10 protein-coding genes and 3 rRNA genes are annotated in these 13778 nt (G+C 43.6%); 1 reads left to right on the forward strand and 12 read right to left on the reverse strand.

The genetic code is table 11. The annotated features are described in order from the left end of the window. Positions 1-5: 5 nt before the first annotated feature. The 7 genes from ACYX4O_RS15875 to ACYX4O_RS15905 all read right to left on the reverse strand — a co-directional run bounded on the left by ACYX4O_RS15875 (position 6) and on the right by ACYX4O_RS15905 (position 6361). The gene (locus ACYX4O_RS15875; protein WP_476352120.1) at positions 6-1100 is read right to left on the reverse strand and encodes a cysteine protease StiP family protein; all 1095 of its coding nucleotides are present in this window, start codon (positions 1098-1100) and stop codon (positions 6-8) included. 11 nt (positions 1101-1111) lie between these two features. Next, entirely contained in the window at positions 1112-2479 is a 1368-nt protein-coding gene (locus ACYX4O_RS15880; protein WP_476352122.1) for a phosphoribosyltransferase family protein, read from the reverse strand. Further along, positions 2415-3557, reverse strand: coding sequence for an HpcH/HpaI aldolase/citrate lyase family protein (locus ACYX4O_RS15885; protein ID WP_476352124.1), 1143 nt, complete (start codon positions 3555-3557; stop codon positions 2415-2417). The genes ACYX4O_RS15880 and ACYX4O_RS15885 overlap by 65 nt, the downstream gene beginning before the upstream one ends. 62 nt (positions 3558-3619) lie before the next feature. Next, the gene (locus tag ACYX4O_RS15890; RefSeq protein ID WP_476352126.1) at positions 3620-4411 is read right to left on the reverse strand and encodes a TerC family protein; all 792 of its coding nucleotides are present in this window, start codon (positions 4409-4411) and stop codon (positions 3620-3622) included. Positions 4412-4429: 18 nt separating this feature from the next. Next, positions 4430-5008 carry a TerD family protein gene (locus tag ACYX4O_RS15895; RefSeq protein ID WP_476352128.1) on the reverse strand — a complete coding sequence of 193 codons (579 nt, stop codon included), beginning with the start codon at positions 5006-5008 and terminating at the stop codon, positions 4430-4432. Positions 5009-5134: 126 nt separating this feature from the next. Then, the gene (locus tag ACYX4O_RS15900; RefSeq protein WP_476352130.1) at positions 5135-5716 is read right to left on the reverse strand and encodes a TerD family protein; all 582 of its coding nucleotides are present in this window, start codon (positions 5714-5716) and stop codon (positions 5135-5137) included. 30 nt (positions 5717-5746) lie between these two features. After that, positions 5747-6361, reverse strand: a complete 615-nt coding sequence (locus ACYX4O_RS15905) for a TerD family protein (RefSeq protein WP_476352132.1) — start codon at positions 6359-6361, stop codon at positions 5747-5749. Positions 6362-7024: 663 nt separating this feature from the next. Between ACYX4O_RS15905 and ACYX4O_RS15910 the strand changes: the two genes are divergently transcribed. Next, positions 7025-7492 (forward strand): GNAT family N-acetyltransferase, encoded by a 468-nt coding sequence (locus ACYX4O_RS15910; protein ID WP_476352133.1) that lies wholly within the window; start codon positions 7025-7027, stop codon positions 7490-7492. A gap of 34 nt (positions 7493-7526) precedes the next feature. Here the strand turns inward: ACYX4O_RS15910 and rrf are convergent. The 5 genes from rrf to ACYX4O_RS15935 all read right to left on the reverse strand — a co-directional run bounded on the left by rrf (position 7527) and on the right by ACYX4O_RS15935 (position 13744). After that, positions 7527-7642: ribosomal RNA gene (rrf, locus tag ACYX4O_RS15915) — 5S ribosomal RNA — on the reverse strand. 197 nt (positions 7643-7839) lie between these two features. Then, positions 7840-10754 (reverse strand): 23S ribosomal RNA (locus ACYX4O_RS15920). A 281-nt stretch (positions 10755-11035) separates the two neighbouring features. After that, positions 11036-12598, reverse strand: a 16S ribosomal RNA gene (locus ACYX4O_RS15925). Together the 16S, 23S and 5S rRNA genes form the textbook arrangement of a ribosomal RNA operon. A gap of 479 nt (positions 12599-13077) precedes the next feature. Further along, complete coding sequence (locus tag ACYX4O_RS15930) at positions 13078-13416, reverse strand: rhodanese-like domain-containing protein (RefSeq protein ID WP_345244130.1); 339 nt, start codon at positions 13414-13416, stop codon at positions 13078-13080. A 22-nt stretch (positions 13417-13438) separates the two neighbouring features. Continuing rightward, positions 13439-13744 (reverse strand): rhodanese-like domain-containing protein, encoded by a 306-nt coding sequence (locus ACYX4O_RS15935; protein WP_345244128.1) that lies wholly within the window; start codon positions 13742-13744, stop codon positions 13439-13441. Positions 13745-13778: the final 34 nt, after the last annotated feature.

The following is a 13778-nucleotide window of genomic DNA, read 5'->3' on the forward strand; positions in this document are numbered from 1 at the left end:
TCCCCTCATACTTTTTTAATTAAGCCACAGCACGCATAAGACATTTCCTTATATTCCTCAATCGGTACATTATTCTCCTTGGCAAGTTGAAGAATATGTCCTAGTGCAGGGTCTTTCTGATCCTTAACAAGGACCTTCCACGGAACTCTTCGAAGCAACACTCTTGTTGTCTCTCCTACTCCAGGTTTTATATGATTAATCTGCTCAATTCCCTGTTTGGCTTGAATACTTCTAACTTCCTCGAGCCCCTGCCAAGTAGGAGCTAATTCTTGGTTATCCAAAAACTCACTTATTCCCTTAACCATGTCTAACTCTTCTGTGATCACATCAATATACTCATTTGAACGATCATCATTTAATAATTCTTTATAATACTTGGCTCCATGAAAATCATGTTCGCTAATATAGTTATGGTTCAAAACGGTTCTACTTACTAGACCTGATACTGTAGAATTTAAGCATGCATTTGGGATCAAGAAGTCTTCTCTCGTTCCATAAAGAGGAGAACAATGACCAGGGTCCGCTAATACCGCTAAGGAGGGATCAATAGAAAGACCTTGTTCATTTAATTTTTTACAAGAATGATTTAATTCTTGTGTGATCGCACCTTTTCCAGTCCAACCATCTATAAATTGTATTTTCTCTTTAGGATGGTTTCGCCTAATATAATGGATTGCATTTTCATCAATCCCCTTCCCCCGAATAATCGACACGCTGTAATGAGGAACATTTAACCCATGAAATAATTTAAGGTAACGTTTTACTAGTATGCCAATGGGGGTTCCTGCACGCGCTAACGAAACAAGCACTATATCCTTTCCGTTCCGCTTCCGTATTTGCTCAGCCACTACGCTAACTGCATGTGCGACTTTGCCCTTATTATGGTCCAATGCTTGTTTATATAAGTTCAAATAGACTTTGGTCGGCTTGTACTCTATGGGAAGCATCTCCGAGTAATGAACACCTGATTGTATAGCTTTCTCTCTGACTTCTAACCCTTCTTCTTCCACCTGACCGTTTAAATTTTTAAGAAGAAACTGTACATCTTCACGAGCATAACTTCCGAATGCTTCGGCGGTTTGATTATTGTATTGAGACATGTTTGTTCCTCCTATGAACTGAAATCGACAAGGTAAATGACGGAAGCTCCCGTTCTTTTTAGTTGATCGATGAAAGCTTGGTCGTTCTCCCCACTTAATCCATGCTCTAGAAATACAAAGATTTCGTCATAGTGCTTGTAAGGAATATTATAAAAGTAGTGTGGAATGCTATTGTCCTCAGGACTCGGGTAATAATAAGCATTATGGACGCCGTATCCTTCACGATTGAGCGCATGAATCGGACTTCTGGTGGTAGATTGATAACGAACATTTCCATCCATAAAAGAAGCGATCTTCATAGGAATGTACATAAACTCTCCCGTGCCAAGACATAAGATCGATGTTCCTTTGCTGACCATAGATAGGTAAGCTCCTAATCTCTTCAGGGAACCCTCAAGCTCATATTGACCATCACTACTTAAACCAAATCGTCCCGAATGAGTTAAGTAGGAACGTTCTGTTCTATCTCCTTCTGTGGAGATAGCGTGCGTATACTCATCAGATTGATAAGGAAAGGTTGGCTTCACTTTTAACGTTCGAACATCGGCTTCAGTAAATTGGTTAAACTCTTCTGAACTAGATGCTAAGTTGGGTACACCACTCACTTCAATCGTACCACTGACAAGGCTTAAAACATGGATAGTTATCCCTAACCTTTCTTCTAATTCAACGAATCGTTGCCTATGTTCTTTAGAACGCCAGTCTAAGATAGAGAGAACCGTGTATTCTTTACGAGGATAAGTCTTTTGAAGAGCTTCAATGATATTAAGAGACGTTTTACCAGTAGTAATTTCGTCATCGACTAAAACTATCGGCTGATTATTTTCGAACAATTCATGATTCCCGTAACATACTTGATCTGTTGCATGAGAATGTTCTTCTTGGAATTCAAAAGTAGGTTCAACCCCGTCTAATACTTCTCTTGTTGAATGGATATAATGAGCATTTTGAAAGTTCTCAAATACTGACTGCCCCAAAGCAGTAGCCGTTTCAGCAAATCCTATAAATAGATGAGGTTGCGGAAGTATCATTTGAGCTGAACGCTCTTGGTGTAGACTCTTTTTATGATAAGCTACTGAATTAACCCATTCAGCACGTGAAGTATGTTCAACTCCAAGAACCCTTTCTTGATAAAGAACAGCAAGCAAAGCTCCAGTATCTAGAGCTCTTTGAGGTTCTACAGGAATGTGCTTACCTAGAAGCTTACTAACAAATAGGAAGCTTCTATTCTTGTTTATTCGTGCTGCCATACAAAAAAGCTCATTCATATCCAAATCAAAAGGATTGGACTCTTCCTGCACCGTTACTAAAAGGTCATCCGTTATTTGAAATGGGAATACATTCTTTTTCGAGTAAGTTAACGTATGATTTGTCTTCATGGAACACCCCGTATACTTTTGATTTCATGATTATTTCTCTGGCCCAGCGAAGATGCGGTTTGGCTTCGTTCATCTTGTTCTCATAAGGGCTAATCGACACCCCGTTTTCTCCGCCTTCTCCATTTTTATGTACAATCTCAAGCGCGTCTCTATAATCTTCCTTTGATACAACGTGCATGGCGTTAACAAGCTGAATATGAGAGGGATGAATAATTGTCTTTCCACATAGTCCATTAAGCTGATCCTTTTGAACTTCCTCAATAAACCCATGAACATAAGGGGATCCTTCAATAATCGCTGTATGTATATCAGCATACTTCCTATCAAAGAACTCCCAAACAGGTCCTGAAATCATATACTCTCCCCTGTTTCTCCCAAAGAAATTGACCATATCTCCAATAAAATCATTTAATAAAGAAATATCATAAATGGTACTATCAAATTTCCTTCTCATACCATATATTCCACTCAAGTCAGTTCCACCGATTCTAATATTTAAGATAAGGTGTTGGTACTCATCGAATAAAGTTCGAATCGAATTCATTTCTTGAAGCCGCGTTTCTTTAAACAGAAACTCTTCTGTTTCAATAATTGGCATCGCATAAAGCTGCAAGTTCAAATGTTTATTAAGGTCCTGCAGTTCTTTTAGATACATCATCCCGTTTCGAGAACAAAACTTAGGAAATACAAACCCCGTTATGATGTGTAGAACCTCTTTTAATTCTTGAGCAATGCGTTTCATCTGTTCAACGTTACGAACTCTAATGAACAAGAAAGGTAGATCTTCTTTCTCTATCCCCAACCCTCGAAGAGATTGTACTTCTTGAATAAGATGCGTTTCTGCTTTTTGAACATCTTCGTCATTAATTGAATCCTCTAAGCAGAGAACGGCTGAGGACAACCCAGGTAATTGATACGTAAGCCTGTGTCCAATTCGATCTTTAAGAGCAGGTATGTACAACGTAGCCCCGAGCGCTCGTGCGATCTCTCTTTTAGGAGAAAAAGGACCAATGCTCTGAGGAACCTTGTAAAAAAGCTCTTCATGATCTGTTGAGGTTAACATATTAAAATGCTTCATAGTTCAAGTTCCTCTCAAATTTCAAAATGAATGATACAAAAAAAGGAGGAATAGCTCCCCCTTTATTGCTGATCTTCCGTAGCTGCAGTTTGAGCAGAGGAAGAACCTTTTCTCATATAGTGAACAATAAATGTAATCGCAAATGCAGCAACAATAAAGCCAAAGAACCACCAATGTCCAATATGAACATGTACGATACTTAGCCCCATCTTAACTGCAATAAAGCCTATCAAGACGTGAGCCGTTACTTCTAACTCCGGCACATTGTGCAGAAGTTTCAAGAACACGCCAGCAATACCACGCATCATTAGAACGCCTAACATTCCACCGACAAGCAAAACCCAAACTTGTTCACTTACAGCAAAGGCAGCTAAAATGCTATCTACAGAGAATGCGACATCCATAATTTCGACCCCGATAACCGTACCCCAAAACAGACCGAAAGTACGGACTAGAATGCCGTTTTTATTCATGCCAGTTGCTTCAGCATCATCTTCAGATTGTTTTTGCTTATAATAATCAATAAAGAACTTAATACTTAACCAGGCAAGATAACCTGCTCCTAGTATCTTCACCCACCAAAGTTTGATAAGGAACATTCCTAAACCAATAGCTATGAACCTAAACAGATAAGCACCTAATAAACCATAGAATAGAGCTTTCTTCTGCTGTTTATCTGGCAAGTGTTTAACCATAACCGCCAATACTAATGCGTTATCAGCGGAAAGTAGGCCTTCAAGGATAATTAATGTCCCAATGTAGCCCCAGCTTACTGGATCTGATAACACTTCAGCCCACATGGACCAATTAAAAAACTGAGCATATGTGTCTAATATGCCTTGTAAGATCTCCATAATTCTCCTCCTAGATGATTAAACCTCTAAGCCGTAATTTCTGCATAATGCAGCCAGACCTCCGGAGAAGCCACTTCCTACAGCACTAAACTTCCATTCTCCATTATGACGGTACAACTCACATACAACAACAGCTGTTTCAATAGAAAAATCTTCTCCCAAGTCATAGCGAACCAATTCTTGCCCATCTTCTTCGTTAGCCACACGAACAAATGCATTATGGACCTGTCCGAAATTTTGACTACGTGAATCCGCATCATGAATGGTTACCGTAATGGCAACCTTTTCCACTGTTGAAGGAACTTTTGTAAAGTCAACCGTTAGCTGCTCATCATCTCCCTCACCTTCACCAGTGCGGTTGTCGCCCGTGTGTGCCACAGCACCACTTGGGTCTTGTAAGTTATTATAAAATACAAACTCAGCATCATTTTGAACGTTACCATTAGCATCTGTTAAGAATGCTGAAGCATCTAAATCGAAACTAGCCCCACTATCATATTGATTAATGTCCCAGCCAAGACCAATAACAGCTTTAGTTAAACCCGGATTTGTTTTAGTTAGATCAATGCGTTGTCCTTTGGAAAGTGAAATAGACATAGATACGTCTCCCTTCGTCCTTTATGATTCTAAATGGTTTCTCATATAAAAAGGGGCTTCCCCCTTTCAAGACATAAGCGTACGTGTCCTTAACAGGAGGAACAGCCCCATGTAAACGATAAATATTTACGCTACAGTTAGTCCGAAGTCAGTTGCTAAAGCAGCTAATCCGCCTTCGTATCCACTGCCAATTGCGGTAAACTTCCATTCGCCACTATGACGGTACAGTTCACCTACAACTACAGCTGTTTCAATAGAGAAGTCTTCTGCTAAGTCATAACGAATTAGCTCTTCTTGGTTATCTGAATTCAAGACACGCACAAAAGCATTTGAAACTTGTCCGAAATTCTGCCCGCGTGCTTCTGCATCATGAATTGTAATGGTAAAAGCGATCTTTTGCACATCTTGTGGAACCGTGCTTAAATCAATTTGCACTTGCTCATCGTCACCTTCACCTGCACCTGTTAAGTTATCACCTGTATGCTCAACCGCTCCATCAGCGCCAGTATTATTGTTGTAGAAGACAAAGTCTTGGTCTGAGCGAACTTTACCGGAATCATTTAATAAGAATACAGAAGCATCTAAATCGAAATCTTTTCCTGTATCAAATTTGTTAACATCCCAACCAAGACCTACTGTGATCTTTTTAAGGCCTGGATTACCTTTTGTTAAATCAACTTTTTGTCCTTTTTGTAAACTTACAGCCATTTTCATTCTCTCCTTTTATAAATTAATAGTTTATGAGTATTTCTGCACAATTTCACTTAGGGAAACGTCATTCGTTGCTTCTCCAACAGCAGCAAACTTCCACTCTTTACCGTCTCGGTATAACTCACCTGGTATAAGCGTTGTTTTCCCTGTATGATTGTCTGTCAAATTGAAACGGATAAGCTCTTCGTTATTCTGATCGTTCTGAATACGGATAAATGCATTCTCTATCATTCCGAAATCTTGATTACGTCGTTTAGCATCATAAATGTTAACAACAAATACGAGCTTATTATATTCAGAAGACACTTGATCTAAGTTAATAAATACTTGTTCATCATCGCCTTCGCCTGCTCCAGTTAAATTATCTCCAGTGTGAGTAATGCTTTGATCTGAGCTTTTTAGATTTCCAAAGTACACAAGGTCACCTTTATGTACGAATTTGTCATCTTTTAGCATGATAACGGATGCGTCACAGTCAATTTCAGGACCGCCACCGCCCCCACCAAATAGCGCACCTAGTAGTCCGCCTTTTTTGCCAGAGTTCTGAACTGGGTCCCAACCAAGACCTACCATAACTTTCTTAAGTCCTGGGTTGCTTTTTGTTAAATCAACACGTTGACCTTTCTGTAATGAAATAGCCAAATTCTCACACTCCTTAATAATATACAACCATATGTCACGCTTGCGTGACCCACATACCGACCATACAGTTTATTGATAATTTTGTCAAATAAGCACACTTGTTTATGGCTTTTTGCGCTTCTATATGTAATACGGTTTAACCCTCGATATCGTTTCATATTTTTAAGTTTTTTTTCGATTTGTATTTTTGGAATGTAAAATCGAAATAGATATAGGAGGATAATAGAACCTAAGCGCCCCCTTAGCACGTACTCACACCCTCTCACACCAGATGGTTTCAACTGATAAAATATGTTAATCTTTCTCTACCCATACTTACATAATTGGCTTTGTTAAAGTTTTAAGTTCATTCAAGAATAGGGCAGGAGTGTTGAAGACTCTAAGCTGAGACACTTTATTGTGAGTTGGGACGTTACGTTTATTGAGTGGTAGGTGGGCTGGGGGAGACCCCACAGAGAGCGAAAGCGAACGAGAAGGCTTCCCAGCTCGCCGTGGAAAGCGAGTGATTTCCCGAACCCCCTTATTCTCAATTTGGTAAAACGGAAGCATTCTCTCAACTCCAAGTGTTCCATATAAGGGGGCTTATATGAAACAAATAAATCAACATTAAACAGAGACACATCATTTGTAGTCATGGAAATATAATCAGGAAAGGAGAGCTTAATGAAATATTTCGACATTACGATCGTGAATAGAGAGAACCGCGAAAATATGTTTTCGCTATTAAAACTAGCGGATGATAGTGAAGATAAAATTCGTGAATATATACATGAAGGAGAACTATATGAGGTTTCTCAAAACAATCAAACCATTGGAGCTATCCTTCTTACGTTCCCCGCAAAATATGAGGTCGAAATCAAAAATATGGCTCTTGTTCAAACAAAAAGGGGACAAGGAATTGGGAAGAAACTAATTCAAGATGTCTGCACAATCTATAGAAGAAAAGGGTATTCAAGTATCATTGTGGGTACGGCCAATTCTAGTATTGGTAATTTAGCTTTTTATCAAAAGGCAGGATTTCGATTCGACTCTATTAAGAAGGATTTTTTCAACTCCTACAAAGAACCTATTATGGAATATGGGATACAGGCAGTAGATATGATCATACTAAAGAAAAGTTTATATAAATAAAAACACTGACTCTTAAGAGTCAGTGTTTTTTTATGCATGGCGGCGTCCTACTCTTGCGGGGGTGAAACCCCGACTACCATCGGCGCTGAAGAGCTTAACTTCTGTGTTCGGCATGGGAACAGGTGTGACCTCTTCGCCAAAACCGCCATACTATTGTTTTGTTGAAGGAGTACCTTCAAAACTAGATAAGAATTAAGACATCGTGCCTTTTACGTTTTGCGCTTGAACTGGCTTCCAGCTCCAACTCCCAGACCCTAGCGTATAAGTCATCTTTTCTCCAAAGGCTAATCGCCTTTTCCGAAAATCTGTCTTATCCGTACGGGTCTAAGCGGTCGTTTGCGCTTTAGATAGATAAGTCCTCGATTTATTAGTATCGGTCAGCTGCACGTGTCACCACGCTTCCACCTCCGACCTATCAACCTTGTCGTCTACAAGGAATCTTACTCACTCGAAGTGATGGGAAATCTCATCTTGAAGTGGGCTTCATGCTTAGATGCTTTCAGCACTTATCCCTTCCGCACGTAGCTACCCAGCTGTGCTCCTGGCGGAACAACTGGTGCACCAGCGGTGCGTCCATCCCGGTCCTCTCGTACTAAGGACAGCTCTCCTCAAATTTCCAACGCCCACGACGGATAGGGACCGAACTGTCTCACGACGTTCTGAACCCAGCTCGCGTACCGCTTTAATGGGCGAACAGCCCAACCCTTGGGACCGACTACAGCCCCAGGATGCGATGAGCCGACATCGAGGTGCCAAACCTCCCCGTCGATGTGGACTCTTGGGGGAGATAAGCCTGTTATCCCCGGGGTAGCTTTTATCCGTTGAGCGACGGCCCTTCCATGCGGTACCGCCGGATCACTAAGCCCGACTTTCGTCCCTGCTCGACTTGTAGGTCTCGCAGTCAAGCTCCCTTGTGCCTTTGCACTCTGCGAATGATTTCCAACCATTCTGAGGGAACCTTTGGGCGCCTCCGTTACTTTTTGGGAGGCGACCGCCCCAGTCAAACTGCCCACCTGACACTGTCTCCGGACCGGATTACGGTCCTGGGTTAGAATGTCAATACAGCCAGGGTGGTATCCCACGGATGCCTCCACCGAAGCTAGCGCTCCGGTATCGACGGCTCCCACCTATCCTGTACAAGCTGTACCAACATTCAATATCAGGCTACAGTAAAGCTCCACGGGGTCTTTCCGTCCTGTCGCGGGTAATGCGCATCTTCACGCATAGTATAATTTCACCGGGTCTCTTGTTGAGACAGTGCCCAATTCGTTGCACCTTTCGTGCGGGTCGGAACTTACCCGACAAGGAATTTCGCTACCTTAGGACCGTTATAGTTACGGCCGCCGTTTACTGGGGCTTCGGTTCAAAGCTTCGCCTAAGCTAACTCATCCCCTTAACCTTCCAGCACCGGGCAGGTGTCAGCCCCTATACTTCACCTTTCGGTTTCGCAGAGACCTGTGTTTTTGCTAAACAGTCGATTGGGCCTTTTCACTGCGGCTCCTCCTATGAAGGAGCACCCCTTCTCCCGAAGTTACGGGGTCATTTTGCCGAGTTCCTTAACAAGAGTTCTCCCGATCACCTTAGGATACTCTCCTCGTCTACCTGTGTCGGTTTGCGGTACGGGCACCTCTTTCCTCATTAGAGGCTTTTCTTGGCAGTGTGAAATCAGGAACTTCGGTACTATAGTTCCCTCCCCATCACAGCTTGTGATTGATGCACGGATTTGCCTATGCATCTCACTCACTGCTTGGCCGCTCACATCCAGTGGAGCGGATTCCCTATCCTACTGCGTCCCCCCGTCATTCAAACGGAAAGGAGGTGGTACAGGAATATCAACCTGTTATCCATCGCCTACGCCTTTCGGCCTCGGCTTAGGTCCCGACTAACCCTGAGCGGACGAGCCTTCCTCAGGAAACCTTAGACTTACGGTGGAAGAGATTCTCACTCTTCTTTCGCTACTCATACCGGCATTCTCACTTCTAAGCGCTCCACCAGTCCTTACGGTCTGACTTCACTGCACTTAGAACGCTCTCCTACCATTGTTCGTAAGAACAATCCACAGCTTCGGTGTTATGTTTAGCCCCGGTACATTTTCGGCGCAGAGTCACTCGACCAGTGAGCTATTACGCACTCTTTAAATGATGGCTGCTTCTAAGCCAACATCCTGGTTGTCTGAGCAACTCCACATCCTTTTCCACTTAACATAAACTTAGGGACCTTAGCTGGTGGTCTGGGCTGTTCCCCTCTCGACTACGGACCTTATCACTCGCAGTCTGACTCCCAAGGATGAGTCGTTGGCATTCGGAGTTTGACTGAATTCGGTAACCCGATGAGGGCCCCTAGTCCAATCAGTGCTCTACCTCCAAGACTCTTACCTTGAGGCTAGCCCTAAAGCTATTTCGGAGAGAACCAGCTATCTCCGTGTTCGATTGGCATTTCACCGCTACCCACACCTCATCCCCGCACTTTTCAACGTGCGTGGGTTCGGGCCTCCAGCCAGTGTTACCTGGCCTTCACCCTGGACATGGGTAGATCACACGGTTTCGGGTCTACGACCACATACTATTTCGCCCTATTCAGACTCGCTTTCGCTGCGGCTCCGATTTTTCATCTTAACCTTGCATGGGATCGTAACTCGCCGGTCCATTCTACAAAAGGTACGCTGTCACCCATTAACGGGCTCCAACTACTTGTAGGCACACGGTTTCAGGTTCTATTTCACTCCCCTCCCGGGGTGCTTTTCACCTTTCCCTCACGGTACTGGTTCACTATCGGTCACTAGGGAGTATTTAGCCTTGGGAGATGGTCCTCCCGGATTCCGACGGAATTCCTCGTGTTCCGCCGTACTCAGGATCCACTCCGGAGGAAACAAGATTTTGACTACAGGGCCGTTACCTTCTTCGGCTGACCGTTCCAGATCATTCATCTATCTTGTTTCTTGATAACTCCAAAGGAGTGTCCTACAACCCCAGAGAGCAAGCTCTCTGGTTTGGGCTGATTCCGTTTCGCTCGCCGCTACTCAGGAAATCGCGTTTGCTTTCTCTTCCTTCGGGTACTGAGATGTTTCAGTTCCCCGAGTCTACCTTCCTTAACCTATGTATTCAGTTAAGGATCCTACCCCATTACGGGCAGTGGGTTTCCCCATTCGGAAATCTCCGGATCATAGCCTACTTACGGCTCCCCGAAGCATATCGGTGTTAGTCCCGTCCTTCATCGGCTCCTAGTGCCAAGGCATCCACCGTGCGCCCTTATTCACTTAACTATCTAAAATCAATGTGAAAAGACGCATCATAATGATGCTTACGTTAAATCTAACGTTGGTTTAATGTCTAATTCTTATCTAGTTTTCAAGGTACTGTTTGAAAGCATTTGAGCTTCCAAAACCGAACGAAACAAACATGAACGCGAAATTGTGTCTAGCTCCGGCGGCTAGAGGCTAGCGAGATAAGCAATCAAGCTGCAGTGGCTTAACGCCACTTCCGCTTGCTTACTTATCCGTACGCCTCTGTTCAAGCCGCCTTTCGCTTTCCGTGTTATCCTTAGAAAGGAGGTGATCCAGCCGCACCTTCCGATACGGCTACCTTGTTACGACTTCACCCCAATCATTGGCCCCACCTTCGGCGGCTGGCTCCAAAAAGGTTACCTCACCGACTTCGGGTGTTGCCAACTCTCGTGGTGTGACGGGCGGTGTGTACAAGGCCCGGGAACGTATTCACCGCAGTATGCTGACCTGCGATTACTAGCGATTCCGGCTTCATACAGGCGAGTTGCAGCCTGCAATCCGAACTGAGAATGGTTTTTTGAGATTTGCTTGACCTCGCGGTCTCGCGGCCCTCTGTACCATCCATTGTAGCACGTGTGTAGCCCAGGTCATAAGGGGCATGATGATTTGACGTCATCCCCGCCTTCCTCCGGTTTGTCACCGGCAGTCACCTTAGAGTGCCCAACTGAATGCTGGCAACTAAGATTAGGGGTTGCGCTCGTTGCGGGACTTAACCCAACATCTCACGACACGAGCTGACGACAACCATGCACCACCTGTCATTCCGTCCCCGAAGGGAACTCCCTATCTCTAGGGATAGCGGAAGATGTCAAGACCTGGTAAGGTTCTTCGCGTTGCTTCGAATTAAACCACATGCTCCACCGCTTGTGCGGGCCCCCGTCAATTCTTTTGAGTTTCAGCCTTGCGGCCGTACTCCCCAGGCGGAGTGCTTAATGCGTTAACTTCAGCACTAAGGGGCGGAAACCCCCTAACACCTAGCACTCAACGTTTACGGCGTGGACTACCAGGGTATCTAATCCTGTTTGCTACCCACGCTTTCGCGCCTCAGCGTCAGTTACAGACCAGAGAGTCGCCTTCGCCACTGGTGTTCCTCCACATATCTACGCATTTCACCGCTACACGTGGAATTCCACTCTCCTCTTCTGTACTCAAGTTCCCCAGTTTCCAATGGCCCTCCACAGTTGAGCTGTGGGCTTTCACATCAGACTTAAGAAACCGCCTGCGCGCGCTTTACGCCCAATAATTCCGGACAACGCTTGCCACCTACGTATTACCGCGGCTGCTGGCACGTAGTTAGCCGTGGCTTTCTGGTTAGGTACCGTCAAGGTACCAGCATTTCCTCTGGCACTTGTTCTTCCCTAACAACAGAACTTTACGATCCGAAGACCTTCATCGTTCACGCGGCGTTGCTCCGTCAGACTTTCGTCCATTGCGGAAGATTCCCTACTGCTGCCTCCCGTAGGAGTCTGGGCCGTGTCTCAGTCCCAGTGTGGCCGATCACCCTCTCAGGTCGGCTACGCATCGTCGCCTTGGTAAGCCGTTACCTTACCAACTAGCTAATGCGCCGCGGGCCCATCCATGAGTGACGGCCGAAACCGCCTTTTACCAGTGAACCATGCAGTTCACTGGGTTATTCGGTATTAGCTCCGGTTTCCCGGAGTTATCCCGATCTCATGGGTAGGTTGCCCACGTGTTACTCACCCGTCCGCCGCTCGATCCACAACAATCACCCCGAAGGGATCATGTTGATTCACGCGCTCGACTTGCATGTATTAGGCACGCCGCCAGCGTTCGTCCTGAGCCAAGATCAAACTCTCCATAAAAGTTGAGTTTGCCTAGCATCAAATAAATGATTACTGGCTTTAAAAAATAATTTAAAGACATTGACGTTACATGTTGTTTCGTTCAGTTTTCAAAGATCAAATGTAACTTGTCCTCTTGTCGAGGAAAGTAATTATATGTTATCACATGTCTTAACATGGAGTCAATGAAAAATTAACATTTCCTTAATATTTCTTCAACTCGATGCTGACTCAGCTGTGCGTTATCGCGACAGCAAAAACAATATTACAGCATTACCTTGAAAAGGTCAATAAAATAATAGCATTTTTTTAATTTAATTTTATTTACTACACTTTTAAAGTTATTCCATTCCAATAATACGGAGGTACTTCCTACAATATAAGGCTTCTCTAATCTTTTAATATCCTTCTTTCAGATTCTAGTACACTAGTTTTTCATCTATTCTTCTACACTATATTTAAAAGGGTCGCTACCTACTTACAGATAGCGACCCTTTTGCTTACATAGGTTGAATGTAATAAACAGATTGATGTTTCTTTTTTCGAATCATTTTAGCAGCCATTCTAACTCCCCTAAGATCGTCACTAATGAGCACGATCTCTTTAGTACATTCAAATTGCTCCTTCAATGCTCTGGGAAGGTAGGAGAGTGGAATATTTTCCGCTTTTGGATACGGGCAACGATGCGCCGACACATAGTCCCTTACATCAATCACACAATAGTCATCCGAAACAGATTGCTGATCGATTTTCTTCATATAAAGAAGGGGTGCAATAAACTGTTTCATAATAAATAAAGCCAATAGAATAAATAATGCAATAAGACCTATAATTTCCATGCTGAAACCCCCTTGCGATTTATCATTTAACTTCTCCGTTCCAATCGAGCATTCCTCCGGCTAAATTCGTAGCCGTAAAACCATGTTGAGCTAGGAACAAACATGCATTCATACTTCGAACTCCGGCGCGGCATACAATAATATATTCTTCATCTTTACGAAAGTAATCTAATGAATCAGGAATTTGTTGAAGAGGAATATGCTTAGCAGAAGGAATGATACCTTGCGTAACTTCCTCATATTCGCGTACATCTATAATATGTGGTTGATCATTTTGATTTAGCATTTTTTCTAATTCTATTGCTGTAATTTCTTGCACTTCGTACACGGCTAGCTCCCCCTTTTAACTTATGCACTGCCTT

Source organism: Pontibacillus sp. ABV4_188 (assembly GCF_056311905.1).

Bases quoted from the DNA above. Each gene is read 5' to 3' on its own strand.
- ACYX4O_RS15875 (WP_476352120.1), bottom strand. From the start codon at position 1,100: ATGTCTCAATACAATAATCAAACCGCCGAAGCATTCGGAAGTTATGCT.
- ACYX4O_RS15880 (WP_476352122.1), bottom strand. From the start codon at position 2,479: ATGAAGACAAATCATACGTTAACTTACTCGAAAAAGAATGTATTCCCA.
- ACYX4O_RS15885 (WP_476352124.1), bottom strand. From the start codon at position 3,557: ATGAAGCATTTTAATATGTTAACCTCAACAGATCATGAAGAGCTTTTT.
- ACYX4O_RS15890 (WP_476352126.1), bottom strand. From the start codon at position 4,411: ATGGAGATCTTACAAGGCATATTAGACACATATGCTCAGTTTTTTAAT.
- ACYX4O_RS15895 (WP_476352128.1), bottom strand. From the start codon at position 5,008: ATGTCTATTTCACTTTCCAAAGGACAACGCATTGATCTAACTAAAACA.
- ACYX4O_RS15900 (WP_476352130.1), bottom strand. From the start codon at position 5,716: ATGGCTGTAAGTTTACAAAAAGGACAAAAAGTTGATTTAACAAAAGGT.
- ACYX4O_RS15910 (WP_476352133.1), top strand. From the start codon at position 7,025: ATGAAATATTTCGACATTACGATCGTGAATAGAGAGAACCGCGAAAAT.
- ACYX4O_RS15930 (WP_345244130.1), bottom strand. From the start codon at position 13,416: ATGGAAATTATAGGTCTTATTGCATTATTTATTCTATTGGCTTTATTT.